28 protein-coding genes and 1 pseudogene are annotated in these 25115 nt (G+C 64.2%); 10 read left to right on the top strand and 19 right to left on the bottom strand.

Annotation, left to right across the window (positions count from 1 at the left end):
* Positions 1 to 179: 179 nt before the first annotated feature.
* A complete protein-coding gene (locus IB275_RS08865) occupies positions 180 to 1016 on the top strand; it encodes a D-hexose-6-phosphate mutarotase (protein WP_192289160.1) in 837 nt (278 codons plus the stop codon).
* A 118-nt stretch (positions 1017 to 1134) separates the two neighbouring features.
* Here the strand turns inward: IB275_RS08865 and IB275_RS08870 are convergent, their stop codons facing one another.
* The 3 genes from IB275_RS08870 to IB275_RS08880 all read right to left on the bottom strand — a co-directional run bounded on the left by IB275_RS08870 (position 1135) and on the right by IB275_RS08880 (position 1985).
* On the bottom strand, positions 1135 to 1263 hold the full coding sequence (locus IB275_RS08870; protein ID WP_017516671.1) for a hypothetical protein: 129 nt from the start codon (positions 1261 to 1263) through the stop codon (positions 1135 to 1137).
* A 74-nt stretch (positions 1264 to 1337) separates the two neighbouring features.
* Positions 1338 to 1526 carry a hypothetical protein gene (locus IB275_RS08875; protein ID WP_081518041.1) on the bottom strand — a complete coding sequence of 63 codons (189 nt, stop codon included), beginning with the start codon at positions 1524 to 1526 and terminating at the stop codon, positions 1338 to 1340.
* Between the two features lie 21 nt (positions 1527 to 1547).
* Positions 1548 to 1985: a hypothetical protein gene (locus IB275_RS08880; RefSeq protein WP_081518042.1), complete on the bottom strand. Its 438-nt coding sequence runs from the start codon at positions 1983 to 1985 to the stop codon at positions 1548 to 1550.
* Between the two features lie 207 nt (positions 1986 to 2192).
* Here IB275_RS08880 and IB275_RS08885 point away from each other — a divergent pair, with 207 nt between their 5' ends.
* Positions 2193 to 2627: a PGDYG domain-containing protein gene (locus IB275_RS08885; RefSeq protein ID WP_192289158.1), complete on the top strand. Its 435-nt coding sequence runs from the start codon at positions 2193 to 2195 to the stop codon at positions 2625 to 2627.
* Positions 2628 to 2783: 156 nt separating this feature from the next.
* Positions 2784 to 3689, top strand: a complete 906-nt coding sequence (locus tag IB275_RS08890; protein ID WP_081518044.1) for a YihY/virulence factor BrkB family protein — start codon at positions 2784 to 2786, stop codon at positions 3687 to 3689.
* Here IB275_RS08890 and IB275_RS08895 read toward each other — a convergent pair.
* Entirely contained in the window at positions 3686 to 4237 is a 552-nt protein-coding gene (locus IB275_RS08895; RefSeq protein WP_192289156.1) for a hypothetical protein, read from the bottom strand. The two genes, IB275_RS08890 and IB275_RS08895, sit on opposite strands and share 4 nt — an antisense overlap.
* An 88-nt stretch (positions 4238 to 4325) precedes the next feature.
* On the bottom strand, positions 4326 to 5234 hold the full coding sequence (locus IB275_RS08900; RefSeq protein WP_192289154.1) for a LysR family transcriptional regulator: 909 nt from the start codon (positions 5232 to 5234) through the stop codon (positions 4326 to 4328).
* A gap of 105 nt (positions 5235 to 5339) precedes the next feature.
* Between IB275_RS08900 and IB275_RS08905 the strand changes: the two genes are divergently transcribed.
* Positions 5340 to 6569: an SGNH/GDSL hydrolase family protein gene (locus IB275_RS08905; RefSeq protein ID WP_192289152.1), complete on the top strand. Its 1230-nt coding sequence runs from the start codon at positions 5340 to 5342 to the stop codon at positions 6567 to 6569.
* A gap of 315 nt (positions 6570 to 6884) precedes the next feature.
* Here IB275_RS08905 and IB275_RS08910 read toward each other — a convergent pair whose 3' ends face one another.
* The 4 genes and pseudogenes from IB275_RS08910 to IB275_RS08925 all read right to left on the bottom strand — a co-directional run bounded on the left by IB275_RS08910 (position 6885) and on the right by IB275_RS08925 (position 11337).
* Positions 6885 to 8000 (bottom strand): PilT/PilU family type 4a pilus ATPase, encoded by a 1116-nt coding sequence (locus IB275_RS08910; RefSeq protein WP_192289150.1) that lies wholly within the window; start codon positions 7998 to 8000, stop codon positions 6885 to 6887.
* Between the two features lie 114 nt (positions 8001 to 8114).
* The gene (locus IB275_RS08915) at positions 8115 to 8693 is read right to left on the bottom strand and encodes a methyl-accepting chemotaxis protein (protein ID WP_494514441.1); all 579 of its coding nucleotides are present in this window, start codon (positions 8691 to 8693) and stop codon (positions 8115 to 8117) included.
* Positions 8694 to 8702: 9 nt separating this feature from the next.
* Positions 8703 to 9431, bottom strand: a pseudogene (locus tag IB275_RS08920) (PAS domain-containing protein); the annotation flags it as partial.
* A gap of 136 nt (positions 9432 to 9567) precedes the next feature.
* On the bottom strand, positions 9568 to 11337 hold the full coding sequence (locus IB275_RS08925; RefSeq protein ID WP_192289146.1) for a hybrid sensor histidine kinase/response regulator: 1770 nt from the start codon (positions 11335 to 11337) through the stop codon (positions 9568 to 9570).
* A gap of 27 nt (positions 11338 to 11364) precedes the next feature.
* Here IB275_RS08925 and IB275_RS08930 point away from each other — a divergent pair, with 27 nt between their 5' ends.
* Positions 11365 to 12024: a response regulator gene (locus tag IB275_RS08930; RefSeq protein ID WP_225607755.1), complete on the top strand. Its 660-nt coding sequence runs from the start codon at positions 11365 to 11367 to the stop codon at positions 12022 to 12024.
* Between the two features lie 210 nt (positions 12025 to 12234).
* Entirely contained in the window at positions 12235 to 12867 is a 633-nt protein-coding gene (locus IB275_RS08935; RefSeq protein WP_192289144.1) for a LysE family translocator, read from the top strand.
* 70 nt (positions 12868 to 12937) lie between these two features.
* On the opposite strand, the gene IB275_RS08940 is transcribed toward IB275_RS08935, so the two are convergent.
* Both IB275_RS08940 and mdaB read right to left on the bottom strand, forming a co-directional pair.
* Positions 12938 to 13219 carry a peptidylprolyl isomerase gene (locus IB275_RS08940; protein WP_184594568.1) on the bottom strand — a complete coding sequence of 94 codons (282 nt, stop codon included), beginning with the start codon at positions 13217 to 13219 and terminating at the stop codon, positions 12938 to 12940.
* A gap of 109 nt (positions 13220 to 13328) precedes the next feature.
* The gene (gene mdaB, locus IB275_RS08945; RefSeq protein ID WP_192289142.1) at positions 13329 to 13919 is read right to left on the bottom strand and encodes an NADPH:quinone oxidoreductase MdaB; all 591 of its coding nucleotides are present in this window, start codon (positions 13917 to 13919) and stop codon (positions 13329 to 13331) included.
* A gap of 164 nt (positions 13920 to 14083) precedes the next feature.
* Between mdaB and IB275_RS08950 the strand changes: the two genes are divergently transcribed.
* Entirely contained in the window at positions 14084 to 14377 is a 294-nt protein-coding gene (locus IB275_RS08950) for a putative quinol monooxygenase (RefSeq protein WP_192289140.1), read from the top strand.
* 7 nt (positions 14378 to 14384) lie between these two features.
* On the opposite strand, the gene IB275_RS08955 is transcribed toward IB275_RS08950, so the two are convergent.
* Positions 14385 to 15824 (bottom strand): sensor domain-containing diguanylate cyclase, encoded by a 1440-nt coding sequence (locus tag IB275_RS08955; protein WP_318652546.1) that lies wholly within the window; start codon positions 15822 to 15824, stop codon positions 14385 to 14387.
* A 233-nt stretch (positions 15825 to 16057) separates the two neighbouring features.
* Between IB275_RS08955 and IB275_RS08960 the strand changes: the two genes are divergently transcribed.
* Positions 16058 to 16906 carry a CAP domain-containing protein gene (locus IB275_RS08960; protein ID WP_081518053.1) on the top strand — a complete coding sequence of 283 codons (849 nt, stop codon included), beginning with the start codon at positions 16058 to 16060 and terminating at the stop codon, positions 16904 to 16906.
* Positions 16907 to 16910: 4 nt separating this feature from the next.
* Here the strand turns inward: IB275_RS08960 and IB275_RS08965 are convergent, their stop codons facing one another.
* The 4 genes from IB275_RS08965 to IB275_RS08980 all read right to left on the bottom strand — a co-directional run bounded on the left by IB275_RS08965 (position 16911) and on the right by IB275_RS08980 (position 19879).
* The gene (locus tag IB275_RS08965) at positions 16911 to 17432 is read right to left on the bottom strand and encodes a hypothetical protein (protein WP_192289138.1); all 522 of its coding nucleotides are present in this window, start codon (positions 17430 to 17432) and stop codon (positions 16911 to 16913) included.
* Positions 17433 to 17615: 183 nt separating this feature from the next.
* Positions 17616 to 18452, bottom strand: coding sequence for a bifunctional allantoicase/(S)-ureidoglycine aminohydrolase (locus IB275_RS08970; protein ID WP_192289136.1), 837 nt, complete (start codon positions 18450 to 18452; stop codon positions 17616 to 17618).
* Positions 18453 to 18639: 187 nt separating this feature from the next.
* Entirely contained in the window at positions 18640 to 19524 is an 885-nt protein-coding gene (locus IB275_RS08975; protein WP_192289134.1) for a LysR family transcriptional regulator, read from the bottom strand.
* 82 nt (positions 19525 to 19606) lie between these two features.
* Complete coding sequence (locus IB275_RS08980; RefSeq protein WP_192289132.1) at positions 19607 to 19879, bottom strand: hypothetical protein; 273 nt, start codon at positions 19877 to 19879, stop codon at positions 19607 to 19609.
* A 157-nt stretch (positions 19880 to 20036) separates the two neighbouring features.
* Here IB275_RS08980 and IB275_RS08985 point away from each other — a divergent pair, with 157 nt between their 5' ends.
* Entirely contained in the window at positions 20037 to 20360 is a 324-nt protein-coding gene (locus IB275_RS08985) for a hypothetical protein (RefSeq protein WP_081518058.1), read from the top strand.
* A 55-nt stretch (positions 20361 to 20415) separates the two neighbouring features.
* On the opposite strand, the gene IB275_RS08990 is transcribed toward IB275_RS08985, so the two are convergent.
* Positions 20416 to 20637, bottom strand: a complete 222-nt coding sequence (locus IB275_RS08990; RefSeq protein WP_024763117.1) for a DUF1654 domain-containing protein — start codon at positions 20635 to 20637, stop codon at positions 20416 to 20418.
* 354 nt (positions 20638 to 20991) lie between these two features.
* Between IB275_RS08990 and ycaC the strand changes: the two genes are divergently transcribed.
* Positions 20992 to 21621: an isochorismate family cysteine hydrolase YcaC gene (gene ycaC / locus IB275_RS08995; RefSeq protein WP_192289130.1), complete on the top strand. Its 630-nt coding sequence runs from the start codon at positions 20992 to 20994 to the stop codon at positions 21619 to 21621.
* Between the two features lie 1171 nt (positions 21622 to 22792).
* On the opposite strand, the gene IB275_RS09000 is transcribed toward ycaC, so the two are convergent.
* Positions 22793 to 23260: a BRO-N domain-containing protein gene (locus IB275_RS09000; protein WP_192289128.1), complete on the bottom strand. Its 468-nt coding sequence runs from the start codon at positions 23258 to 23260 to the stop codon at positions 22793 to 22795.
* 238 nt (positions 23261 to 23498) lie between these two features.
* The gene (locus tag IB275_RS09005; protein WP_192289126.1) at positions 23499 to 24959 is read right to left on the bottom strand and encodes an SIR2 family protein; all 1461 of its coding nucleotides are present in this window, start codon (positions 24957 to 24959) and stop codon (positions 23499 to 23501) included.
* Between the last annotated feature and the right edge of the window lie 156 nt (positions 24960 to 25115).

Here is a 25115-nt window from a genome sequence, read left to right on the forward strand (position 1 = left end):
GCTCCCTGGTGTGAACCTGGCCCGTCCTTGTGACGGGCCTTTTTTTCATTGGCGCGGGCGCTGCGCGTGACTAGGCTTTGCGGTTAGAATCGCCGCCTTTTCTGTAAGATGTAGTGAAACTACAGAGATCTTCACGCCCCGGAATGTCCGGGCAGGGATTGGATCAGGACATCCGGACAATGCTCGAGCATCCGCTGCAGCGCTTTTTTCATTCCATGCGGGGCAAGCGTCCCTTCGACTGGGTGCGCTTCCAGCGTCGCGACCTGCTGCTCATCGATCATCCGCAATGCCAGGCGGTGTTCAGCCGCCAGGGAGCGCAACTGCTGCACTTCCAGCCGCGCGGCGAGCGCCCGCTACTGTGGTGCTCCAGCCAGTGGCCGAGCCTGAGCACGGCGCCGATCCGCGGCGGCATCCCGGTCTGCTGGCCCTGGTTTGGCAGCCACCCGGTGGAAGCCGACTGGCCGCAGCACGGCTGGGCGCGCCAGCGCGAGTGGCGCATGCTCGATGCCTGGGCCGACGACAGCAAGGTGGTGGTCAGCTGGCAGCTGGATATCGAGGACTGGCACGTGCGCCTGGAAGCGCGCCTGGGCCAGGATCTGGACATCGAACTCTCCAGCTACCACGAAGATGACAGCGACTGCCTCTTCAGCTTCGCCCTGCAGCCCTACTGGCGCGTGGGTTCGCTGCGCCGCTCGGTGGTCCATGGGATGGAGCTGGACGGCAAGGCCAGCGGCCTGCCCAACACCTGGGCTCCCCGTGGCGCGGTCAAGCAGGTGCTCTACAACACCGGTTCCCTGGTGCTGGAGGATGCCGGCTGGCAGCGGCGCTTGCGCATCGACAAGAACACCAGCGCCGGCAGTGTCATCTGGCACCCCGGCAGCCGCGCGGTGGAGCAGGTGGAGCCGGGTGAAGCGGAGCGCTTCCTGTGCATCGGCGCCGCCGGCTATCGCGCCGGCGGGCTGATTCTCGCCCAGGGCGAGCGGATGCTGCTGAATCTGCGGGCCGGATTGATCTGACCCGGATTGGTTTCGCGCACTCTTACCTGGGCGGTGCGCCGGAACACACTTGTAGGAGCGGGAAGAAAGGTGAGCGGACAGCCTCACCGAGGCCATCCGCAGAACGAGGGGCGCGCCCTCAGGACGGTTGCTGCGGAGTACCCAGCAGCGACTTGCCGGTTTTCTTCTGCCGCTTGGCCATGCGTTTTTCGTGCGCGGTTTTCAGCGGCTTCTTCTTCGCCTGTTTCTTCGCGTCGAGACCTTTCACGAGCCTGTCCTCCAACGGGACGCCCTCGGGCCGAGAGCTGACTGCTTCAGCATAGTCCCGTGGAAGGCGGCTGTTCAGCCGGCGGTCAGGCGCTCCAGCTCGCGGCGCACCATGTTGGCGTAGTGCGGCGGGCTCAGCCGGTACAGCTCGCCGGCCACCCAGGGCAGCCAGCGGGCGCCGAGCTGGTCGCGTTCGGCCAGCAGGCGCCGGGCTTCGGCTTCGGCGCGCTGGGCGTTTTCCTGGTGGTAGTCGGCACGGCTCATCGGCGGTTCTTCGGTGCAGTGTCAGGTCTTGGCGCAGCTCAGGGTCTGCGGGTCGATGGTGATGCTGGCCAGCGGCTTGGCGTCGCTGCCGGCGTACTCGTGGGTGACGCTCAGGTGGTGCTCGCGGAAGCGCTGCAGCAGGTCGGGCTGCTCGCAGGTGGTGCCTTCGAGCTGCTTCTTCAGGCCGTTCTCGAACTTGGCGCGGGCGCCCAGGTCCATCGCGTCCAGGCGCAGGTTGGAGATGGCGTAGCGGTAATACAGCATCTTCTTCGCCGGGTCGAGCTGCACGCTGTTGAGGGTCGTCACCTTGTCTACCTGGCGTGGCAGGTTGGACTTGGTCACCTGGTCGAAATAGTCCGCCGATTCCTTGAGGAATTTCGCTTCTTCGGGAGTGTCTTCGGCGTGGACGGCAAGGCTGGTGAGCAACAGGAAGGGCAGGGCGAGACGGGCAAACGGCATGGGAGATTCCTGTACGGCTGATGGGGTTGGCTCAGTAGGTGCGACCGCCGGAAAGCGGGCTGGGTTCGGCCGGGAGTGTCGTGACGGCACGCATGGTCAGTGAGTGTAGAGCACCACCAGCGGCTGGCTTCTCGCAGGGCGATTCTTTTGCGAGTAGGCTTGCCCCCGTTCTTTCCCCCACCTTTTCCGCAGGTCCGCAGTCCCGCCATGATCGAACTGACCCAGGTCGACCTCCGCACCGATCCCGCCGCGCAGCGCGTGGTGAAGGACGAAACCGTCACCGTCGAATTCGCTGCGGTGGCAGGCGCATTGATGAGCCTCGAAGGCCCGAACCGTTATGCCGTCGGCGACGCGATCATCAGCGGCGCGACCGGCGAGCGCTGGGTCGTCTCCCGCGAGCGCTTCGATCCGAAGTACCGGCCCGTCGACACAGCGCTAACCCACGGCGAGCCGGGTGCCTACCGCAACATCCCCAGTCCGGTGCTGGCCCGGCGCATGGACGAACCCTTCACCCTGCTGCGCTCGGCCGGTGGCGACCGCCTCACCGGTGCCGCTGGCGACTGGATCATGCAATACGCCCCCGGCGACTACGGTGTGGTGAAGGCCGAGCGCTTCGCCAAGGTCTATCGCCTGGCCGACTGAAACCGCCCCCGCACTGGCTTCCACGCCCCGCCAGCGGCTATGGTCTGTGCTGGCTGGCGCTCTGCGTCGCGCTTTTGTTGCAACTTTGCCGGCGTTGCGCAGGTCCACCCTGCAGCCCGCCGGCGGGCGGGACGCTCATCGGGAGGACGGTGCGGGATGCGATTCATGGACATGCGCGGGCTCAGTCTGGGGCCCTGGAAGCTGATCAGCCTGACGGTGAAGGAGTTCCTCGACGACGAGATGCCCACCTATGCCGCCGCGCTGGCGTACCAGGGGCTGTTCTCGCTGTTTCCCTTCCTGCTGTTCCTCATCGCGCTGCTGGGCTTCCTGCACCTGCCGGAATTCTTCGACTTCCTCCGCCAGCAGGCCGACTACGTGCTGCCGGCGCAGGCGCTGGATCAGGTCAACCCGGTCATCGACCAGTTGCAGCAGCGCCAGGGCGGGCTGCTGTCCATCGGTATCGTGGTGGCGCTGTGGTCGTCCTCGGCGGCGGTGCGTTCGCTGATGATCGCGCTCAACGCCGCCTACGATGTGCGCGAAGCACGCCCGGCGTGGAAGCGCATCCCGCTGTCGCTGTTCTACACCTTCGGCCTGGTGGCGATGCTGATGCTGATCGCCGCGCTGATGATCCTCGGGCCCCAGGTGATGGGCTGGATCGCCGCCAAGGTGGGCCTGGAGGACTTCGTGGTGATCCTCTGGAGCATCCTGCGCTGGCCGGTGATCGTGCTGCTGATGATGATGGCGGTGGCGATCATCTACTACGTCACGCCCAACGTGCAGCAGAGATTCCGCTTCATCACCCCCGGCTCGGTGCTCGCCGTGGTGCTGTGGATTTCCGCATCGCTGGGCTTCGGCTATTACGTGAAGAACTTTGCCGACTACAACGCCATGTACGGCAGCGTCGGGGCGATCATCGTGCTGTTGCTGTATTTCTACATCTCGTCGGCGGTGCTGCTGCTGGGCGCGGAGCTCAACGCGGTGATCGAGCACCATCTGCCCCACGGCAAGGACGAGGGCGAGAAGACCTTTGACCGGGCCGCTCCGGCGCCCGATGAGGGTTAGGGCTGGGCCGGCTGGCCGGCGACGGCGGGTGGCTCGCTGAGCAGCGAGTTGACCAGTGCGGTGGCCTTCTCGAACGACGGGTAGCCGCTCTTGGCGACGTCCAGGTTGCCGTAGTCCTCAAGATACTGCCGGGCCTTGGCCGGGTCGGCCTGCTCCACCAGGAAGGGCTCGGACCACATCTTGTAGAGCAGCGCCACGGCGTAGGGCTGGCCGGCGTCGGCGGCCTTCTCCAGCAGCGGCAGCACCTCGTCCACCTGCGGGCCTTCCTTGATCTTCAGCAGCGCCATGTAGAAGCTCGCCTCGCCGCGCACGTCCTTTTCCATGGAGCGGGCGAGCAGCGCCTCGGCCAGCTCGTAGTTGGCCAGGTCGCCGCTGGCGATCAGCAGCTTCGCCTGCAGCATGTCGTTCTGGTAGAGCAGGTGCTCCTGCCGGCAGGCCTCGCCGCTCAGCGGCTCGTCGCAGGGATTGCTGGCGTTCGTCGAGCAGCCGGCCAGCAGTAGCGGCAGCGCCAGGGCGGCCAGCAGGTAAGGTGTGTGTTGCTTGCCCATGCAAGTCCCTCGGGAGCGGATGTCAGGGTTCGACCGGTTGGTGGGCGCGCCGGTTCTGCTCATTGGCGAAAAGCATAGCCGCTGCCCGTCAGAGAGCTTCGAAACCAGGCAGGCGCGGCAGGCGCTCGATGAGGAAATCGATCAGCGCGCGGGTTCGGGCCGGCAGAAAAAGCCGCGAAGGATACAGCAGACTGGCCTCCTGAATAGGCCCGCGCCACTCTGGAAGGAGGTGTTGCAGGCTGCCGTCGGCCAGCAGGTCGGCCACCAGCCAGGCCGGCGTCAGGCCGAAGCCGGCGCCCAGGCAGTAGCTCTCGCGGATCGCCAGGGAGCTGTTCACCGTGTAGCGGCTGCGTGTGGCGAGGTTCAGTTCGCGCCCGTCGGCGTGGCGCAGCAACAGGTGCTGTCCGGCGTCGAGCCAGGCGAAGCGCAGGTAGTCGGCCAGCGGCAGGTCTTCGGGAGCGTGCAGCCCGGGCTGCCGCGCAAGCCATGCCGGGGCGGCCACCAGATAGCGCGGCGAGCGCGCCAGCGGGCGGGCGATCAGTTGGTCCGGCAGTTCGCCGCCCAGGCGCAGGGCGAGGTCGATACCTTCTTCGGCGAGGTCGACGAAGCGGTCGTTGAGCAGCAATTCCACCTCGACCTCCGGGTGCAACTGCATGAACTCCAGCAGCAGCGCATTCAGGCGCAGCACGCCCAGGCTCACCGGTGCGCTGACCCGTAGGCGGCCGCGCACCTGCTCGGTCTCGCCACGGGCCTCGCTGACGCCCTCGGCGTAGCTTTCCAGCGTCTGCCGGGCATGCTCGTAGAAGCGCCGGCCCTGTTCGGTGGGCTGTACGCGGGTGGTGCTGCGGATCAGCAACTGCGCGCCGACCTGCCGCTCCAGCGCCGCCATGGTCTTGCTCACTGTCGGCTGGCTGCTGCCGGATTCGCGGGCCACGGCGGAAAGGCTGCCCAGCTCCACGGCGCGGACGAAACAGTGCAACGCCTTGAGGGTATCCATGTCCTATTCGTTTATCGAATGACGGGTCTGCAAATATGCCGTCTACCTCCGTGATTGGGAATGGCTGAGCCTATGGCCACCCCATCACCGATTTCGAGGAATGCCATGAAACGACTGCTGCTCGCCGCCCTGATCACCCTGGCCCTGCCGCTGGCGCAGGCCGAAGAAGGACACTGGCAGGCGACCTGGAGCGCCAGCCCGCAGCGCACCTGGGGCAAGGAAGTACCGCTGCCGCTGGGTGTGCCGTCGGTGATCGGCAACCACACACTGCGGCAGAGCGTGAAGCTCAGCCTGGGTGGCCAGCGTGTGCGCGTCGCGCTGTCCAATGCCTATGGCGGCCAGCCGGTGGCCATCGGCGGTGTCGCCGTGGCACTCGCCGCGTCCGCCGGCCAGCTCGATGGCCCTGGCCGCCGCCTGACCTTCGCCGGTCAGCCCACGGCGTACATCGCACCGGGCGCCGAGCTGCTGAGCGATCCCCTGGACCTTGCCGTCCCGCCGCTGGGCGAACTGGCCGTGTCGATCTACCTGCCGCAGCCCACCGCCATCGAAAGCTTCCACTGGGACGGCAAGCAGCGCGTCTACGGTGGCCCGGGCGAGCAGCTCGACGCCGCGCGCCTGCCGGCGGACGGCAAGATGGAGGCGCGGTTGTTCCTTGCCGACGTGCTGGTGGAGAGTTCCGAAGTGCGCCCGGTGGTGGCGGTGCTCGGCGACTCGATCACCGATGGCCGTGGCGCCAGCCTGGACGGTAACCAGCGCTGGCCGGACCTGCTGGCGCAGCGGCTGGCGTTGCGTGACGTGGGTGTGGTCAATGCCGGCATCTCCGGAGCGCGCCTGCTCTCCGACGGCATGGGGCAGAGCGCCCTGGTGCGCTTTCAGCGTGACGTGCTGGGCAAGCCGGGTGTGAAGGCGGTCATCGTGGCGCTGGGGATCAATGACATCTCCTGGCCCGGCAGTACCTTCGCGCCGAACAACCCGCTGGTGCAGTACGAGGACCTGGTCGCCGGTTACCGCCAGCTGATCGCCCAGGCCCATGTACGTGGCGTGCGCCTCATCGGCGCGACCCTCCTGCCGTTCGAGCGTGCGCTCAGCGGGTCGCCCATCGAGAACTATCACGCCGCCAACAAGGAAGCGCTGCGCCAGCGGGTGAACCAGTGGATTCGCGAGAGCGGCGAGTTCGATGCTGTGGTGGACCTGGATGCGCACCTGCGCGATCCCGCCCATCCGCTGCGCCTGCTGCCGGCCTACGACAGCGGCGACCACCTGCACCCCAACGATGCGGGGAACCGGGCGATGGCCCAGAGCGTGGATATTGATGCGTTGTTGCAGGGGATATGACGCCTGGATATAGGCGTTGCCGGGGATCTATCGCGGACGAAGTCCGCTCCTACGCACGCGCTAACAGGATACGTAGGAGCAACTGTCTTTCCCTGGTGGTTCCGTGTTTGTGCTTTCCCCCTCACCCCAGCCCTCTCCCTCAGGGAGAGGGAGCAAATCGTGCCGGCTGACGCTGTGGTTTCATCCGGCTCCGAACGGTCCCCTCTCCCCCTGGGAGAGGGTTAGGGTGAGGGCCGATCCGAGCACCGATCTATCCGGTAGGAGCGGACTCTGTCCGCGATTGGCTCAACCCTGGCTTATACCGACCAGGCTTGTTCAGCTACCAAACACCGGCCCGACGCTGTCGTCGTCCATGCCGCGCTCCAGCTTGATCTTCAGCGCCAGGTCGGTGCGCGAGTCGGCGAACTTCAGTGCATCGCTCACGCTCACGCGGCCTTCCTCGAGCAATTTGTAGAGGCTCTGGTCGAAGCTCTGCATGCCACTTTCCAGCGCGCGCTCCACCGCGCCCTTGAGCTCGGGGAGTTCATCGCGCTGAATGATGCCGCGGATGTGTGGCGTGCCCAGCACCAGTTCCACCGCCACGGCGCGCCGCTGGTGAGTGCCGGGCACCAGGCGCTGGCCGACCAGCGCGAGGATGTTCTGCGACAGGTCGGCCAGCACCTGCGGGCGCGCCTCGTCGGGGAAGAAGCGGGTGATACGCTCGATGGCGTGGCGGCAGCTGGTGCCGTGCAGGGTGGCGACGCACAGGTGGCCTGTCTCGGCGTAGTGCAGTGCGTGCTGCATGGTGGCGGCGTCGCGGATCTCGCCGAGCATGATCACGTCCGGTGCCTCACGCAGCACATTGCGCAGGGCGTCTTCGTAGCTGTGGGTGTCCAGGCCGACCTCGCGCTGGTCGATGATCGACTTCTTGTGCGTGTGGAGGAACTCGATGGGGTCCTCGATGCAGACGATGTGCCCGGAGCGGTGGCGGTTGCGGAAGTCCAGCATGCTCGCCAGGGTCGTCGACTTGCCCGCGCCGGCCGCGCCGATCACCAGGATCAGCCCGCGATCCTGCATGGCCAGCTTGTCGAGGATCGACGGCAGGCCGAGGGAGGTGACGTCGGGGATCACCTGCTTGATCAGGCGTACCACCATGGCCACTTCGCCACGCTGGTAGTAGATGTTCGCGCGGAAGCGCCCGACGTCCGGCACGCTCAGCGCCAGGTTCATTTCCAGGTCGCGCTCGAAATCCTGTGCCTGGGCCGGCGACATCAGTTGCCAGGCCAGGGTCTTCACTTCGCCGTTCTGCAGTACGCGGTCATCCGCCGGCTGGCTGTGGCCTTCGGCCTTCAGGTGCGGCGGCGCGCCGACACTGAAGAACATGTCCGAGCCGCCGCGCTCGGGCAGCAGGCTCAGATACTGGATAACGTCGGGGAGGGGAGTGTCGCTCATGGGGTCGTCCTTCGATGGCGAAAATGCGCATCTGCATTGAGCCTAGCTGCAATGCCGGACGGGAGCCTAGGGGAGGCTGCGGCACGCCGTGTTGACGTGCCGCAGGGAAGCGCCTCAGGTCGACAGCTGGTTGGCGAACTGGCCCACGGCGTTGACCACGCGCTGGGCGCTGTCCTGGATCTCGATGATCACCGTACCGGCCTGCCCGGACAGCTCCAGGCCCAGCTCGGCCTGCTGCTTGCCTCGGTCGATCATGGCCACGGCCTGGCCCGCCAGGTGCTGGTTCTGTTCCACCACGCGGGTGATTTCCTCGGTGGCAGCGCTGGTGCGCGAGGCGAGCTGGCGCACCTCGTCGGCGACCACCGCGAAGCCGCGTCCCTGGTCGCCCGCGCGGGCGGCTTCGATGGCGGCGTTGAGGGCCAGCAGGTTGGTCTGGTCGGCGATGCTGCGGATGCTCTGCACCAGCGCGCCGATGGCCTGGGACTGGCGGTCCAGTGCCTCGATGCCCTGGGCGGCCTCCTGCATGCGGTCGGCCAGCTCGCGCATCACCTCAACCGTCTGCTGCACCACGGCGGCGCCCTTGGTGGCGCTGTCGTCGGTGGTCTGCGAGGTGTCGAAGGCAATGGTCGCCGCCTGCGCAACGGCGTTCTCGCGGTGTACCTGTTCGGTGATCACGGTGGCGAACTTCACCACTTTGTAGAGGCGGTCGTGGGCGTCGATGATCGGGTTGTACGAGGCCTCCAGCCAGACTTCGTGGCCGCGGCTGTCGAGGCGCTTGAAGCGGCCGGTGACGAACTCGCCGCGGCGCAGCTTGGCCCAGAAGGCGTCGTACTGCGACGAGTTGTATTCGGCCGGCTCGCAGAACATCCGGTGATGCTTGCCCTGGATCTGCGTCAGGCTGTAGCCCATGGCGTTGAGGAAGCGGTCGTTGGCGGCGAGCACTTCGCCCTGCAGGTTGAATTCGATTACTGCGGTGGAACGTTGCAGCGCCTCGATCAGGTTCTCGTGCTCGCGGGAGTTCTCGATGGTGCGGGTCAGGTCGCTGGCGTAGATCGAGAAGTGCTGAATCTTCCCGGCGCTGTCGTGCACCGGCTGCAGGATCGAGCGCAGCCAGGCTTCCTCGCCGTCGCCGCGCAGCAGGCGAATGACTCCGGCCAGGTGCTCGCCGCGTTCGATGGCGTGCTTCACCTTCAGGTGGAAGTCCAGCCCGCGTACGTGGTCGGGGATCAGGTCGAGAAGCGGGCGGCCCTTGAGCTGTTCGCCGCGGTGGAGCATTTCCTTCTCGAAGTTGGCATTCACCGACTCGATGCGCCCTCGGGGGTCGAGGAACAGCACGAGCATTTCTTCGTCGAGGCTGGCGCGGATCTCTTCGAAGGAGGCGAGTTCTTCACGCAGGGTGGCGATTTCCTGCTTCAGACGCGAGTTGAACATGCGAGGGCTTTCTCTAGTGGTGAGGCACGAAGGCTGCTGCCGATTCGTTTCACCCAGTGCATCGGCCGATCCAGCCGCGACTTTAGCCCCGGATGAACCGGCGTAGCCCCCATGCCACAAGGCCTGACGCCAGTTTTCAGGCGGTGCTGGTCACATCCTGACTGCTGGCGATGGCGGCGCGCAGCTGGTCGGTGTCCAGCGGCTTGTGCAACAGCTGGCTGCCGCTGGCGGCGGCCTCGCGCAGGCGCTCGGGGGAGGTGTCGCCGGTGATGATCAGCGCCGGCACCTCTCCCAAATGCCCGCGCGACAGGTAGCTGCGGATGCGGCGCACCGCGTCGGCGCCGGTCTGGCCGTCACCCAGGCGGTAGTCGCTGAGGATCAGGTCCACGGGGGCGCGGCCAGTGTGGCTGGCCTCGATATGCCGCTGGCAGGCGAGCAGGGCGCTGGTGCCGGGATAGACGCGATGGCCCCAGACCTCCAGCAGGCTGCACAGCGCGTGCAGCACGTCGACTTCGTCCTCCACCACCATGATGCCCAGGCCGGGCCCGCGGGCGGCCGTCGGCAGCGGCAGGGGCGGAGCCTGCAACGGCGCTTCGGCTGCTGGCACGCGCAGGCTGAAGCAGGTGCCCCGGCCCGCCTCGGAGGTCAGCGCCAGCGGATGCCCGAGCAGCCGCGCTGTGTGGCGCACGATGGCCAGGCCCAGGCCGAGCCCCTGCTTGCGGTCGCGCTCGGCGTTATGCAGCTGGACGAACTCGTCGAAAATTACCTCCTGCTGGCTGGCATGGATGCCGACGCCGGTGTCGATCACCTGGATCTCCAGCTCGTCGCCGCGCCGCCGGCAGCCCAGCAGCACGCTGCCCTTGGGCGTATAGCGGAAGGCGTTGCTCAGCAGGTTGTCGAGGATGCGCTTGAGCAGTAGCGGGTCGCTATCCACCCACAGCCGGCTGTCCTGCACCCGCCAGCGCAGGTTGTGCTCGCTGGCGGTGCCGGCGAATGCCTCGCGCAGGTCGGCGAACAGCTTGTGCAGCGAGATCGGCTCGCGCGCCACCGGCACCACGCCGGCGTCCAGGCGCGAGATATCCAGCAGGCCGTTGAGCAGGTCGCTCAGGTTGCCGAGCATGGCGCGCAGGCGCGAGGCGATATCGCGCGCCTGGCGGGCATCGACGGGGCCGCGCTCGGCGAGGGCGGAGAGCGCCCCGACGAACAGCCCAAGGGCGTGGATCGGCTGGCGCAGGTCGTGGCTGGCGGCGGCGAGGAAGCGCGTCTTGGCCTGGTCGGCAGCGCGGGCGCGGTCTCGCTGCTCGCGCAGGTCCTGCACCAGCTCGGAGTTTTCCTGGCGCAGGCGGATGGTCTCGCACAGGCTGCGGTAGGTCACCCGGCTGTAGTACAGGTTGACCGCGGCCAGGCAGACGATGAAGAAGCTGTAGGTGGTGTGCTGTTCATCGGCAATGCTCAGGCAGCGTACCAGCATGGGCAGCAGCATCGCGGTGAGCGAGCCGATGTAGGCCGGCGGAAAGGCCGACAGCGAGGGCACCGCGCCGCACACCAGGCCCGTGAGCACGATGCAGGTGAAGGCGAAGAGCTGCGGATCGCCATGGGCGAAGCCGGCCCAGCCCAGCCATCCCCAGAGCAGGCTGCTGGCCCAGGACAGCAGCGTATTGCTCCACAACCATTTTTCTTCCCGCGTGCGCGCCGGGGCTTGCCGGAAGTACGTGCGTGCCAGGACAATCCGCCCCAGCGTGAGCGCGTAGAGCGCGACCAACCAGAAGACCATCGTCGTCGGCGACAGGGCGTTGCGGAAGATGTACAGCACCGGCAGGGGTATCACCAGGTTGGCAAAGAGCACGGCGTAGGACTGGCGGAACAAGAGATCGACCAGATCGCGCTGCTGCAGGCTGTTGTGCATATCCGGAATGCCTCAGGGAGACGAAAGATGGACGGGAAGCGCGAAATGCGGGTGGTCATCGCCGATGACCACGGCATCGTACGGGACGGCCTGCACCTGCTGCTGTCGACCCAGGACGGCATCCAGGTGGTGGGCGAGGCGGGGGACGGCATGCGCCTGCACGCCCTGCTGGAAGAACAGGGCGCGGACCTGCTCCTGCTCGACCTGAACATGCCCGGCCTCAACCGGCTGCAGTTCATCCACGAACTGCGCCAGCGTCACCCCCGGCTGAAGATACTGGTGCTCACCGCCAACACGGAGACGGCCACGGTGCGCTCGGTGCTCGACGCCGGCGTACACGGCTACCTGAGCAAGAACGATGATACCGGCGAGCTGCTCGAAGCCATCGATGTCCTGCGTGGCGGCCGGCATTTCCTGGCGCACAGCCTGCGCGTCCTGCTGGACAACCCGAACGCCCGCACCCCGGTTGATTCCAGTCTGCTGTCGGCCGTGGAACTGACCAGGCGCGAGCGACAGATTCTCATCCTGGCCGCCCAGGGGCACAGTGCGCGGGAAATCGCTGAGCACTTCAGCATCAGCCCGCTGACCGTGCGCAAGCACCGCGAAAACCTCATGCGCAAGCTCGACTTGCACAGCCCAGCGGAGCTGGCTGCCTTCGCCGTGCGCCTGGGCCTGCCCAGCGCCTGAGTCGAACCTGTGCCTTGCCTGCGTGCGCATGCGGCGCGTCCCCGTCCCATGGATGAGTCGTCCGGCAGAGACTAGCGTCCCGCACGCCGGGAAAAAATACGGCAACTGCCGTATGTGCCCGGCCGCCCGCGCTGCTTAACCTTCTCGTCACGGACCAGACGCCGCCTCGATGAGCGCCGGCCGACACCCGATCAAGGGAAGGATCACACCATGACACTGCCTGCCTACTGGGCCTCGTTCGCCGTGGCGACGCTGGCCTTCGCCTGCATGCCGGGCCCGGCCATCCTCTACATGACTTCGCAGACCCTCGCCCACGGCCGCCGCGCCGGCCTGCACGCCGCGCTGGGCATTCACCTGGGTTGCTACGCACACATCCTCGCCGCCAGCGCCGGCCTTGCCGCACTGTTGCACCACGCGCCGAACCTGTACCTCACGCTGAAGCTGGCCGGCGCGGCCTACCTGATCTGGCTTGGCGGCACGATGATCTTCGGCGGGCGCCGCCTGCTCGGGAACGAGCAGGAAGCGGGTGAGGCACGGCCGAAGGTGCTGCGCGACAGCATCATCGTCGAGGTGCTCAACCCCAAGACGGCGCTGTTCTTCCTGACCTTCCTGCCGCAGTTCGTCGACCCGACCGCGAGCCTGCCGGTGGGCCTGCAGTTCTTCATCCTCGGAATGATCGTCAACCTGGTGTTTTCCACGGCTGACGTGCTCGCCGTGCTATTCGCCTCGCTGTTGCTGGGCGCACTGGGCAAGGGACGCGGACAGCGGCTGATGCCGCGGGTGTGCGGTTCGATTCTGGTCGGGCTGGGCGTGATGCTGGTGGCGCGGGGCGGGCCGGTGTGACGCGGGGATCTGGAGCGCAAAGCAGAGCAGGCGCCGCCCCCGGCAAAGGGCGCGGCGCGGGCGAAGCGGATCAGTCCTCGCGGCTGGTCACTTCCACCAGGTGATAGCCGAACTGGGTCTTCACCGGCCCCTGGACGACGTTCAGCGGAGCGCTGAACACGACCTGGTCGAACTCGCGAACCATCTGGCCCGGGCGGAAGCTGCCCAGGTCGCCGCCGCTGCGGCCGGACGGGCAGGTGGAGTTGTCGCGCGCCACCTGGGCGAAGTCGGCGCCGCCTTCGATGGCGGTTTTCAGTTCATTGCACTTGGCTTCGCTGGAAACCAGGATGTGACGGGCGGATGCACGGGCCATGGGATAACTCCTGAACAGGCAGTAGGAAAGGGCGAAGCCTAGCCGATTCCGCTGACGAACCCAATGCTGGTTGCCCAGCGGTACGGGCGGATTCTTCAGGCGCGGAGTATCAGGCCCCGCCGCCCAGCACTTCGCTCAGGTGCTGCTGATAACGCACCACATCATTCTCGATGTTCGGGCGCTTCATCACGTCCACGCAGAGGAAGGTCGGCAGCGGGCTCATGCCCAGGAACTGGTTGGCCTTGTGGAAGGGGAAGTACACCGCATCCACGCCCTTGCCCTCGAAGAAATCGGTCGGGTCGTCGAAGGCCTGCTGCGGCGCGTTCCAGGTGGCCGAGATCATGTACTGCTTGCCCTGCAGCAGGCCGCCGCTGCCGTACTTCTGCGAAGCGTCGGAGCGGGTACGACCGTCGTTGGCGTAGAGGCTGCCGTGGCCGGCGGTGAACACCTCGTCGATGTACTGCTTGACGGTCCAGGGCGCGCCCATCCACCAGCCGGGCATCTGGTACACGATGACGTCGGCCCAGAGCATCTTCTGCACTTCTTCCTGAATGTCGTAGCCGCCGTCGACGAAGGTTTCCTTCACGTCGAAACCGGCGTGGTCCAGATGCGCGATCGCGGCTTCATGCAGGGTCGCGTTGTAGCGGCCATCGGAGTGGGCGAACTGCTTGCCGCCATTGATCAGCAGGATCTTTTTCATGGTGTGGGCCCTGAGGTGAGAAATTGGATGGCGGCAGAATATCGAGCGCAGCAGGGTGGAAAAACCCGTTTTCGGACAAATGATCCGTGCGTGAGAATCAAGAATGTGGAGGATTGATTTGCGTCAGGATTGGGTAATCTTTTCGCCCTCCAGGAGCCAGTCCGATGTACGCCTTCACCCTCCAGGCCCACACCCTTCCGGAAAAATCCCAGTCCTTCGAGGACCTGTTCCGTACCTACCTGACCCCCAGCCGCTCCGAGGAAGGCTGCCTCCAGTACCACATGCTGCGCGACGCCAGCGACCCGACCCTGTTCACCTTCTTCGAGGTCTGGCAGAGCCGCGAGCACCTGGCCATCCACTCCTCGCTACCGCACATGCGCGAGTTCCACGAGCGGCGCATGGAGTACCTGCGCCGCGATTTCGATATCCAGGAAGTCGAGGTCATGCAGCCACGCTGACCGGCGCTCAGGCCACCACCTGGTTACGCCCGGCTTCCTTGGCCTTGTAGAGGTTGGCGTCCGCCGCATCGATCAGCGCCTGCAGGCTGTCCGCCGGTGTGTCCGAGGTGCTGGCCACACCGATGCTGATAGTCACCACGCCGCGCTGGCTCTTTTCGTGGGGCAGCGCGGTTTCCTCCACGTCGCGGCGGATCGATTCGGCGACCTGGGCGGCGGCGGCGCTGTCGCAGCCGGGGAGGATCATCACGAACTCCTCGCCGCCGTAGCGCGCCGCGCCGTCTTCCTCGCGGCGGCAGCCTTTGCGCACCAGGTGCGCGACATTGATCAGCGCCAGGTCGCCGCGCGGGTGGCCGTAGTGGTCGTTGTAGGCCTTGAACTGGTCGATATCCATCATCAGCACCGCCAGGTGGCCATCCCCGGCACGGCGGCGCTGCCATTCGTGCTGCGCCTTCTCATCGAACCAGCGACGGTTGTGCAGACCGGTCAGCGGGTCGGTGTCGGCCTGGATGCGCAGCTTGTTCTCCTTGGCATTGCGGTGCTTCAGGTGGCGGGTCAGGCGGTAGGCGAAACAGATGGTCGCGGCATTGATCGCCAGCAGCAGGCCCGCAGTGATCCAGGTGCGCCCGGTCCAGGTGTGGAAGATTTCCTCGCGGCACAACTCCACCGAGACCACGGCGGGGTAATCGCCGATGCGCCGGTAGCCGCGCCAGTGGGCGCTGGCACCGCCGATGCTCTCGTCGACCGCTTCGGCGCGGCCGGAAGCGACGAAGTCATGGAAGGTGCCGCTCTCGTCCTCGTGCATGGGGTGCTGCGGCGGCCATTGCGTCAGCGGTGTGCCGTCGAGCAGGCGAATGGCGACCACGCCGCGTTGGCCCAGGTCGAGGCCGTGAACGAAGGCGTCCAGGTGATGCAGGTCCTTGATCGCCACGGCCACGCCCTGGAACTGACCGTCCTTGCCGACGATGGCGCGGCTGAGCGCGATGCTCGGCCCCGAGCCGGGATAGGACGGCAGGAACGGATGGCTGAGGTAGAGATGCCCCGGGTTGGCGCGCTGCGCGGTGAAGTACTCGCGGGCCGACAGGTCGCGGCGGGTTTCGCCGGCATGGTTGAGGTCCACCAGCAACTGCCCCTTGGCGTCGGTCACCACCAGGGTGCCGGACTGCAGCGCGCCCGCCGCGTGCCCCTGTACCAGTTCCTGCAGCACCTGCTGGGTCATGGCCGGTGTGCTGGGGCCGGTGATGACATTGGCGAGGGTCTGCAACGTCTGCGCGTGGACGTCGAGGTCGCGGTGGAATTCACGCTCCACCAGCAGCAGGGTGTTGGTGCCGCTGGCGCGGGCGTACATCAGCGCGTCCTGCTTCATCTGCAGCATGTGCCAGCCGGCCAGCAGCGTGGCGAGCACGGCCAGGAGGAAGGTCAGGGCGAAGACATGCAGCGGTTTGAGCACGATGCGGGTTGTCCGGTTTCGTTCAGGTACCTGAATTGTCCCTGACAGCGCGGGGCCGGCAATCGAAGTCGGGAGCTCTCTTGCCCTATGTCAGGCGGCCCGGAAATTCTCTGCAGGCCGGGACAGGCAAACGTTGCCGGGTTTTTCCGCAAAGGGAACCGGAACGTCCCGGCCGCAGCCAAACGCCGAGAAATCACGCATCATTGAGCCCTTTTCGACCATCGGAGCCATCCATGCCCAGCCAGTCGTTCCTTCCGCGTAGCCTGTTGTTGTCGCTCGGCCTGCTGGCCGCCGCCAATGCCGGCGCGGCCGACCAGGATCAACTGCTCGAAGCCATCAACGCCTACCGTGGCGACGTGCAGTCCTGCGGTGGCCAGGCCTCCCAGGTGCTGCCGCCACTGTCGCCGGACCCGCGCCTGGCGCTGCCCGCTTCTGCGGGGGAGTGGAAGGCCGCGCTGAACCAGGCCGGCTACCCGATGAGCAGCGTGCGCATGCTCAGCCTCACCGGCCCGCGCGACGTGACGGCCGCCATGAAGGCGCTGCAGGAAAGCTTCTGCCAGGTGCTGCTGGACCCGCAGTTCGTCGATGTCGGCATCGTCCGCGAGGGTGATGACTGGCGCGTGCTGCTCGGCCGCCCGCTGCTGCAGGGCAAGCTGGGCACCTGGGAAGCCGAAGGCCAGCAACTGTTGCAGGCGATCAACGCGGCACGCGGCAAGGGCCGCCAGTGCGGCGGCCAGGCATTCGGCCCGGCTGCTGCGCTGAGCTGGAACGCCACCCTGGGCGGCACCGCCGAAGCCCACAGCCGCGACATGGCCAACAACAACTATTTCGACCACAAGGGCCGCGACGGCAGCACGCCGGGCGACCGCGCGGAACTGGATGGCTACGCCGGCCAGCGCATCGGCGAGAACATCGCCGCCGGCCAGGGCAACGCGCAGAAGGTGGTGGACAGCTGGCTGGCCAGCCCCGGCCATTGCGCCAACCTGATGAACCCGCAGTACAGCGAGCTGGGCGCGGCCTACGCGGCGGACCCGAAAAGCGACGCGGGCATCTACTGGACGGCCATGTTCGGCTCGCCCTGAGCCGTCATCGACCGTTGCCGACGGCGTCGGCCTCGCCGCCCTGGCGCTTCACCTTCGCCGCGAGGATGGCCGACTCGACCGCCGCCAGCGTGCCGGATGCCGCGGGAAGTTCGAGCACGCGGCTCTCGGCGAGGGTGGAGACGCGCTCGCCGCTGTCCAGGGTGAATTCCACGAACGCCAGGTGCTCCGACCAGGAGCGATAGCGCCGCACCATGAACAGGCTGTGGCGGCTGCGTACCGAGCTGATCTTCTCCAGGGCGATCTTCCGGTGGCTTTCCTGGCCGCAGAGCACCAGTTCGCCCTTGTCGATGAAGGCCGGTTCCGCCTTCGACACCCGCCGCCACTCCAAGGCGAAGCGCCCGCCGAGCAGCAGCAGGCAGAGGGGCAGGGCGGAGAACAGGGGAACGACGCCGCTGAACATCTTGATCAGCGTGAACGCGGCCATCGCCAGCAGAATCAGCAGCGTGGCGGCGCGGTAGAAATGGACGTTGTCGAACTCGGTCTGCGGCAAGAACCGGACTTCCATGTACCTGTTTCCTCGGCGACTGCAAAACATTTCCCAGCCAGACGTTTTAGCAGACCAGGGCATGCTTGCCACGCGAGGCCGGTCACGGCACGGGCGACGCGCAAAAGAAAAACCGGCGCCTGGGCGCCGGTTTTTCAGGTGACACTGCGGGAACCGGAGTCAGTTCCCGGCTGAACCTGCCACTCAGTGCGGCTGGTTCAGGGTCAGGCGCATGTGACGGTTCACATCCTTGTACAGCAGGTAGCGGAAGCGACCGGGGCCACCGGAGTAGCAGGCCTGCGGGCAGAAGGCGCGCAGCCACATGAAGTCGCCGGCTTCCACTTCGACCCAGTCCTGGTTCAGGCGGTACACCGCCTTGCCTTCCAGCACGTACAGGCCGTGCTCCATCACGTGGGTCTCGGCGAACGGAATCACGCCGCCCGGCTCGAAGTTCACGATGTTCACGTGCATGTCGTGGCGCATGTCGGCCATGTCGACGAAGCGGGTGGTGCTCCAGCGGCCTTCGGTATCCGGCATCACCCGCGGCTCGATGTCCTGCTCGTTGGTGACGAAGGCTTCGGGCAGCGGTACGCCGTCGACTTTCTGGTAGTGCTTGCGGATCCAGTGGAAGCGGGTGTGCTGGCTGCTGGTGTTGCGCACCTTGTAGTCGGCGCCCGGCGGAATGAACGCGTAGCCGCCCGGCTGCATCTTGTGCACTTCACCCTGCAGGGTCAGGGTCAGCTCGCCTTCGACGATGAACAGCACCGCTTCGGCGTTGATGTCCTGCTCGGGCTTGTCGCTGCCGCCCTGGGGCGCCAGCTCGACGATGTACTGCGCGAAGGTCTCGGCGAAGCCAGACAGCGGGCGGGCGATGACCCACATGCGCATGTTGTCCCAGAAGGGCAGGTGGCTGGTGACGATGTCACGCATCACGCCCTTGGGGATCACGGCATAGGCTTCGGTGAACATGGCGCGGTCGGTGAGCAGCTCGGTCTGTGCCGGGTGCCCGCCGTGCGGCGCGTAATAAGTGGATTTGGCCATGGGGTAATTCCTCATTGTTGTCTTGCTGCCCGGCGCGTGCGGCGCCGTGGTGAGCAATTCGTGCAGAGCGGCGCGCTGTCGGTGCGCTGGCCGTCGCTGGAAACCACGATATCCAGCGGCGACTTCATGCACAAATTAAATGTTGGAATCCGCTGTATTCAATTTCTGAATGCGACGATGGAGGCGCTCAGCCTTTCGTGTCCTGTGCCAGAACCCGCGACAGCACCCGCGCCAGCTCCTTCACCATCGGGTCCACCGCTGGCCGGTGCAGCATCGCCACCTCGAACACGTCCACCGAGGGTAGCCCGATATTCTTCGGCAGCACGGCGTGTTCCGTGGTCACCGCGCGCTGCGGCAGCAGGCCGATGCCCATGCCGTCGGCGATGGCCGACTGGATGCCGGACAGGCTCGAACTGGTGAAACTGATGTGCCAGCGCCGACCAATGGATTCCAGCGCGGCGATCATCTCGTCGCGGTACACCCCGCGCGGCGGGAAAGTCACGATGGGCAGCGGGTCCAGCTCGATGCAGGCGTTCTTCGCGCTATCCACCCAGCGCGTCTTCTCCGGCCAGCAGGCCACCGCCTCGCGGGCGTTCTGCCGCTGCTTGAGCAGTACCAGGTCCAGCTCGCCACGGTCATAGCTGGCGGACAGATCACGGCTCAGCCCGCTGGTGACTTCCAGCTTCACCTGCGGGTAGCGGCGGTTGAACGCGGCCAGTTGCTCGGTCGTGCGCCCGGTGGCGAAGTCGTCCGGCACGCCGATGCGCACCGTCAGCGCCACGGTGGCGCCGGACAGCGCCTCGAGCATCTCGTCATTCAACGCCAGCAGGCGCCGGGCATAGCCCAGCAGCGTGTCGCCGGCATCGGTGGGCAGCACATCGCGGTTGCCGCGCTCGAGCAGCCGGTGCCCGGCCATTTCCTCGAGCCGGCGAATCTTCTGGCTGACGGTGGACTGGGTCGAGTGCAGGCGCGTAGCGGCCGTGGTGAAACTGCCGCAGTCGGCCACCGTGACGATGGCGCGGAGCAGATCGAGGTCAAAGAGACGGGTATTCGGTTTATCACTGTCGCTCATGGCGGTATCGGAAATCTGAATGCGATACCGCTTTCTAGCAGCTCAGCCCGAGCCCCGGCAAATCACCTGGCGCCGCCGACGCTCAGAAGTCGACTGTCTTCGCCCAGGGATCGCTGACGCTGCTACCGCGGCGGTCGCCCTTGCGGCGGTCGTCTTCGAAGCGGATGGATTGTCGTCGGTCGGCGCTGCAGCGGCGCTCGTTGTGGCGGGTGTCGATCTGGAACTTGGCCTTGGGCTTGGCCGGCATCGCCGAAACGGGCGCGGCGGTGGGCTCCATGGGAACCAGACTGAGTTCATCGATGTTCAGGTCATCGAAGTTGAAATCACTGAGGTTGAAATCGTCGTCGAGATTCATCACGCGTCGCTCCACTGCAATACCCTCAGAGGTGAGCGTAGAAGCGTAGTGGCGTTGCGCCGTATCAGCCGACGGACTGCACGTCAGACGTTTCCTTCAGCGCGATCTAGACTCCAGAAGCTGACCCTACCGGGGGAATTACACGGAGAGCGTCTTCATGAAACGTCTACCGCTGTCCCTGCCGGTGCTGGCCGCTGTCGCCGCGTTGTCCGGTTGCATGAGTAACGAAGAGTTCCTTGCCTCGAACCAGCAGGCCGCGATCAGTGCCACCGAATCACGGGCGAAGTTCGAGCTCAATTGCGAGTCGGTCACCAGCAGCGTGCTGTCGAGCAAGGTCACCCAGGTTCGCCGTGCCATGGAGCGCACCGAATACACCATCGGCGTGCGCGGCTGTAACAAGCAGGCGACCTACATCACTTACTGCCTCAACCCCACCACCTGCAACGCCATCGCCGATACGGCGCGGACCAGCTCGCCGTAAGTCACCTGGGATGGGGTGTTTGTGGTCCATCCTGATTTGCTTTCCCTCTCGTGGATCAATCCAGCCAGCTGTGCCAGGCCAGCCGGATCGCGCCGTCCTGCAGGGGCAGCAGGGTCAGGTTCGGGGCCTGGCGCAGGTCGGTGACCAGTTGGCTCCAGGCGGCGGAGTCGTCGCTGGGTTCGCGGCGCAGAGTGATGCCGAGGTTCTTCAGGGTGGTCGGGTCTGCCAGCAGGGCGTTCACGCGGGCGGACAGCTGGTTGTAGGTTGCGGCGTGCATGGGAGGCCTCCGGTTCGGGGTGGATGGAAATACTGTATGTAAATACAGTGTTTCTTGTAAAGGCCTGGGTGATCGTTGGTAGGCTGATTTCTGAAGGACGAGAAATCGGGGCTCTGGGGCGGTGCTTGGAGTGATGCTCGGCGTTTGCTCAGGGGCGCAGCCCCTGGGAGCCGTGGGTTTGCGGGGTGTCTTGTTGCTATCGTTCTGAAAATGGAACGCTAGAAGCAATTTTTGCCATCTGGTGGATCAAGGGTGTCGAATTTAATCTTTGTTCCATGCAGTGACGCACTGCAAACGAGTCCAAACCTTCCCGGCCCAGCCGGCACCCACTGAAAGCAAATCGAGGATTTCACCATGACCAACGCCACCTACAACCGCCTGGACAAAGACAACGCCGCCGTACTGCTGGTTGACCACCAGGCCGGTCTGCTCTCGCTGGTCCGCGACATCGATCCGGACAAGTTCAAGAACAACGTGCTGGCGCTGGGCGACCTGGCCAAATTCTTCAACCTGCCGACCATCCTCACCACCAGCTTCGAAACCGGCCCCAACGGCCCGCTGGTTCCCGAGCTGAAAGCGCAGTTCCCGGACGCGCCGTACATCGCCCGCCCCGGTCAGATCAATGCCTGGGACAACGAGGATTTCGTGAAAGCGGTGAAGGCCACTGGCAAGAAGCAGCTGATCATCGCCGGCGTGGTGACCGAGGTCTGCGTGGCGTTCCCGGCGCTGTCGGCCCTGGCGGAAGGTTTCGATGTGTTCGTCGTGGCGGATGCGTCCGGCACCTTCAACGAGATGACCCGCGACGCCGCCTGGCGCCGGATGGAAGCGGCTGGTGCGCAGCTGATGACCTGGTTCGGCGTGGCCTGTGAGCTGCACCGCGACTGGCGCAACGACATCGAAGGGCTGGCGGCGCTGTGCTCGAACCACATTCCGGATTATCGGAATCTGATGACCAGCTACAACGCGTTCGCTGCTGGCAAGTAACAGCCCGCTGAAATGAAAACCGGAGCCTCACGCGAGGCTCCGGTTTTTTGCGTTGCGGGTTTGCAGAGTGCTCCCTGTAGGAGCGGGCCATGCCCGCGATCCGTCGGCAGGGCCGACGTTTTCGGTGTTGCAGGGCTGCTGCGTTGGCTTGGGTGTTCCAGCGCCGCTTCGGTGTGCGCTCGGGCTTCGTGTTTCGCCCCCTCGGGCGAGTCACTTTGGCAAACGCCCCAAAGTAACCAAAGGTCTTGCCCCGGACATCCGGTTTTTCGCTTAGGCGAAAAATTCCCTCGTTGAATCGAAGTTTCAGGGGCCCGCCGCGAAGGGCCATCCCTGGCCCATCGCGGCTCTCGCGACATCCATGTCGCTCAACCCCTGAAACTCCAATTCAACGAGGCCTCCTGAACGGGGCAGGCCGGAGTGCGCTGGTATTTCTCTGGAAGCCTTTAGAGCCAGAGCCAGAGCCAGAGCCGGGGATTGGCAGGTTGGGCTTTTCGTAGGAGCGAGCTTGCTCGCGAACCATCCCCGCGCCGACGTACCAGCTTTCGTAGGAGCGGACCTTGTCCGCGATTGGAGTTTCCATCCACGCCGAAGCCACGGCGAAGCACAAACGTAGGATGGCGTGGAGCGCAGCGATACCCATCGATTGCTGTGCGCGGGGCAGCATGGGTATCGCAAGCTCCACCCATCCTACAAAACTCCTCAACGCCGCTGCACTGGCTTTGGCTCTTGCAAGTCTTCCAGCGATACAACCGCACGCGCCGAAATGCCCCTTTCAGGAGGCCGAAGGTGATCGGAGTTTCAGGGGGAGAGCGGCATGGATGCCGCGGAAGCCGCGACTGGCCAGGGATGGCCCTTCGCGGCGGCCCCCTGAAACTCCGAAGAACCGATTGTACTTTTCGCGAAGCGAAAAGCCGGATGGCAGGGGCAAGCCCTTTTGGTTCCTTTTGGGGCGTTTGCCAAAAGGGACTCGCCCGAGGGGGCGAAACAAAAAGCCCGCGCGTACGCCGAAGCGGCGCAGAAACACCCATTCCGAAGCAACAGACCAACACAGGCACCGAAACGGGCGCCGGCCCTGCCGGCGGATCGCGGGCATGGCCCGCTCCTACAAGGGAACGCCCGCGCGTCGAATGGGAAGAGCAGAGCGATGGGTATCGCTCCGCTCCACACCATCCTACGTCTTGCTCTCCGGCCCGAGGCTCAGCTCGGGCCAGTTCTGGTAGGGCACCCAGGTCACACCCTGCCACTTCAACACCGACAACGTCGTCGTCCCCCGCAGGAGCTCCCGTCTCGGCTTGCCAGCATCCACCCGATGCTGGTCCCGTAACGCCGGAATCACATGCAGCGACAACCACTGCCGCACGCTGCGATTCTCCGGATGGAAGTAGTGAATCAACGCCGCATACACCGCCGACTCGCTGATCAGCAGCTCATCGACGTAATCGCCGCTGCCATCGCGCACCCAGGCGCGGCGGAACTGGTCGTCGTCCAGGTTGCGTTCCACGCGCTCGGCCAGCCATGGAACGCCGATCAGCCGGCCCAGGTCGTGGGCGCAGAACCAGCACTGGTCTTCCCGCAGCACGGCGCGCAACAGGCGCTTGTGGCGGATGAATTCGGTGGGGATCAGGAACTCTTCAGACATGGCGCACCTCCGGGAAGGAGGGAGAAGAGGGCGGGTACAGCGAAGCGCCTTCGGGGCGAAGGTAGGGAGTGATAGGCATATCCATTACCTTAATGGGTACACCGCTACTTTCGGGAGCAGTAATGCCGCTACGTGAAGCGTTTCTTAGGCGCTGGCTTCTAAGTTATTTAGAAAATAAGTTGCTGTCAAATAGAATAAGGGTGGCTTTGAAGTGCCAGCCCTTATTTGGTTTGGTCGATTATTCTTTGATGCTGGCTACTATGTCAGGTATCTCGTTGTAGTCATTGATCCAGATAATCGATACACCAAGCTTGCTAAGTGATGCTTCCTCAAAGCCTCTAAGTATGTTTCCTGCCTCTTGGGAGCTGAAGTTTTCTGTCTTTGATTTCCAATTATCTTTGAGTATTGCATAATGTCGAACGCCACTTCGTTTGCTTTGGGATATTTCAAGAAGTCGGCGTTGATTTGGGTCGGTCATGCTGCAGCCAATAAATAGGCAGGAATAATTTCTTAGCAAGTTAAGTTGGGTTATGTTTGCCCAGGAGTAAGGGTCCATAAATTGTAGGTGGTATGCGTTTTCGGACAGGACCAGCGCTGATTTTAGTTCTTGGCTAAGTTCTCCATGTATCGGGAGAAAGCCATGGGGGTGGTATATTGGTAGTTCATTGGCAGATGGGCTGTCGGTTTCTTTTGTGACTACATAATGAGAAATTGATCGCCTAGAGAGTTCTGCTTCAAGTATTTCATCGTAATTGTAGGTGACTACCGCTTGCAGGCCAAGCTTCGAGCGCTGCGGTGAGCAAATTGATCCGATCTTTTCAATTAACTTTGTTCTGGTGTTTGGGTCGAACTCTTTATACAGAGCACTCCTGACTTCATTTGGGAACTCATCTCCTAAAGCGTCAGATAGAATTCTTGCAGCAATAAGAGGGGACTCAGGTGAGTTTTCTTTGAAGACATCTATTAAACCATTTATCTCATTTTTGATGCCCATGGCGTTGTTGTGCTTTTTTAGCACTGTGGATATTAGCCGGGCAAGGAGTTCTTTCCAGGTAGGGAGATTGCTATCGAGAGAAACTCCCGCGCCTAGGTATAGAACTAGTTGGTCGTTCTTGTAGGCGGTTTTTAGGCTTTCAATGTGAGACTTGTTTTGTGAGCCTGATTCAATTTTCTTAAGTGACTCTATGGCTATCGATAGCAATTTGTGATCGTATGGAATTGCTATTTCTGGGAATTTTTGTGAAAGCTCAGAGAGGAAGTCCTTTCCTATAACCTTTACCTCGAATTCGTGCTTCTCTAATAGGCTTTTTGTTGCGTTTATTACGTAGTTTTCTGACCTGTCCGTGACAAGTAGAATGCTACGTATTTTGGGTAGTAGAGATCGAATTCGTAATACTCTTAGGCTGAGGCTGGCTAAATTGTTTGCTAGCGTCATTTCTATAGCTGTCGGGCCTGGTAGTCCCAAGATTCCAGCTGGGGCAAATGCATCAATGCTTTTGTATATTTCGCCAGCTTCAGGGCCGGAATAAAACGGAGTTTCAGATTGTGCGCAGAGTTTCTTTAGCAGATTAAAAGCCCTTTGCTCAAACTCGTTGCTTTCGGAATTTCTCTTTATGTGAATATTCATTTTTGTATTTTCCTTAATTAGCAAAAAGCCCCGCGCATGGCGGGGCTTTGGCTTTGTCATCCCTTCATCCATGATGGGTTTTCAAATGAATCTACATGGATGGCTCTTTAATATCAATAGTCATGTTGAACGCATAAAAAGCCCCGCACTAGGCGGGGCTTTTCGTCTTTCTTTATCACTGCCCCAAAATTCCATTTCGGTCTACAGCGTTTCTAATGGTCTTGACTT

The organism is Pseudomonas sp. PDM21 (assembly GCF_014852505.2).
Lineage (GTDB): Bacteria > Pseudomonadota > Gammaproteobacteria > Pseudomonadales > Pseudomonadaceae > Pseudomonas.

Bases quoted from the DNA above. Each gene is read 5' to 3' on its own strand.
- IB275_RS08925 (WP_192289146.1), bottom strand. From the start codon at position 11,337: ATGCACAACAGCCTGCAGCAGCGCGATCTGGTCGATCTCTTGTTCCGC.
- IB275_RS08960 (WP_081518053.1), top strand. From the start codon at position 16,058: ATGCCCAGCCAGTCGTTCCTTCCGCGTAGCCTGTTGTTGTCGCTCGGC.
- ycaC (WP_192289130.1), top strand. From the start codon at position 20,992: ATGACCAACGCCACCTACAACCGCCTGGACAAAGACAACGCCGCCGTA.
- IB275_RS08880 (WP_081518042.1), bottom strand. From the start codon at position 1,985: ATGCCGTTTGCCCGTCTCGCCCTGCCCTTCCTGTTGCTCACCAGCCTT.
- IB275_RS08950 (WP_192289140.1), top strand. From the start codon at position 14,084: ATGTACGCCTTCACCCTCCAGGCCCACACCCTTCCGGAAAAATCCCAG.
- IB275_RS08990 (WP_024763117.1), bottom strand. From the start codon at position 20,637: ATGCACGCCGCAACCTACAACCAGCTGTCCGCCCGCGTGAACGCCCTG.
- IB275_RS08975 (WP_192289134.1), bottom strand. From the start codon at position 19,524: ATGAGCGACAGTGATAAACCGAATACCCGTCTCTTTGACCTCGATCTG.
- IB275_RS09005 (WP_192289126.1), bottom strand. From the start codon at position 24,959: ATGGATGAAGGGATGACAAAGCCAAAGCCCCGCCATGCGCGGGGCTTT.
- IB275_RS08930 (WP_225607755.1), top strand. From the start codon at position 11,365: ATGGACGGGAAGCGCGAAATGCGGGTGGTCATCGCCGATGACCACGGC.
- IB275_RS08865 (WP_192289160.1), top strand. From the start codon at position 180: ATGCTCGAGCATCCGCTGCAGCGCTTTTTTCATTCCATGCGGGGCAAG.
- IB275_RS08905 (WP_192289152.1), top strand. From the start codon at position 5,340: ATGAAACGACTGCTGCTCGCCGCCCTGATCACCCTGGCCCTGCCGCTG.
- IB275_RS08885 (WP_192289158.1), top strand. From the start codon at position 2,193: ATGATCGAACTGACCCAGGTCGACCTCCGCACCGATCCCGCCGCGCAG.
- IB275_RS08965 (WP_192289138.1), bottom strand. From the start codon at position 17,432: ATGGAAGTCCGGTTCTTGCCGCAGACCGAGTTCGACAACGTCCATTTC.
- IB275_RS09000 (WP_192289128.1), bottom strand. From the start codon at position 23,260: ATGTCTGAAGAGTTCCTGATCCCCACCGAATTCATCCGCCACAAGCGC.
- IB275_RS08895 (WP_192289156.1), bottom strand. From the start codon at position 4,237: ATGGGCAAGCAACACACACCTTACCTGCTGGCCGCCCTGGCGCTGCCG.
- IB275_RS08910 (WP_192289150.1), bottom strand. From the start codon at position 8,000: ATGAGCGACACTCCCCTCCCCGACGTTATCCAGTATCTGAGCCTGCTG.
- mdaB (WP_192289142.1), bottom strand. From the start codon at position 13,919: ATGAAAAAGATCCTGCTGATCAATGGCGGCAAGCAGTTCGCCCACTCC.
- IB275_RS08970 (WP_192289136.1), bottom strand. From the start codon at position 18,452: ATGGCCAAATCCACTTATTACGCGCCGCACGGCGGGCACCCGGCACAG.
- IB275_RS08935 (WP_192289144.1), top strand. From the start codon at position 12,235: ATGACACTGCCTGCCTACTGGGCCTCGTTCGCCGTGGCGACGCTGGCC.
- IB275_RS08900 (WP_192289154.1), bottom strand. From the start codon at position 5,234: ATGGATACCCTCAAGGCGTTGCACTGTTTCGTCCGCGCCGTGGAGCTG.
- IB275_RS08980 (WP_192289132.1), bottom strand. From the start codon at position 19,879: ATGAATCTCGACGACGATTTCAACCTCAGTGATTTCAACTTCGATGAC.
- IB275_RS08890 (WP_081518044.1), top strand. From the start codon at position 2,784: ATGCGATTCATGGACATGCGCGGGCTCAGTCTGGGGCCCTGGAAGCTG.
- IB275_RS08875 (WP_081518041.1), bottom strand. From the start codon at position 1,526: ATGAGCCGTGCCGACTACCACCAGGAAAACGCCCAGCGCGCCGAAGCC.
- IB275_RS08940 (WP_184594568.1), bottom strand. From the start codon at position 13,219: ATGGCCCGTGCATCCGCCCGTCACATCCTGGTTTCCAGCGAAGCCAAG.
- IB275_RS08985 (WP_081518058.1), top strand. From the start codon at position 20,037: ATGAAACGTCTACCGCTGTCCCTGCCGGTGCTGGCCGCTGTCGCCGCG.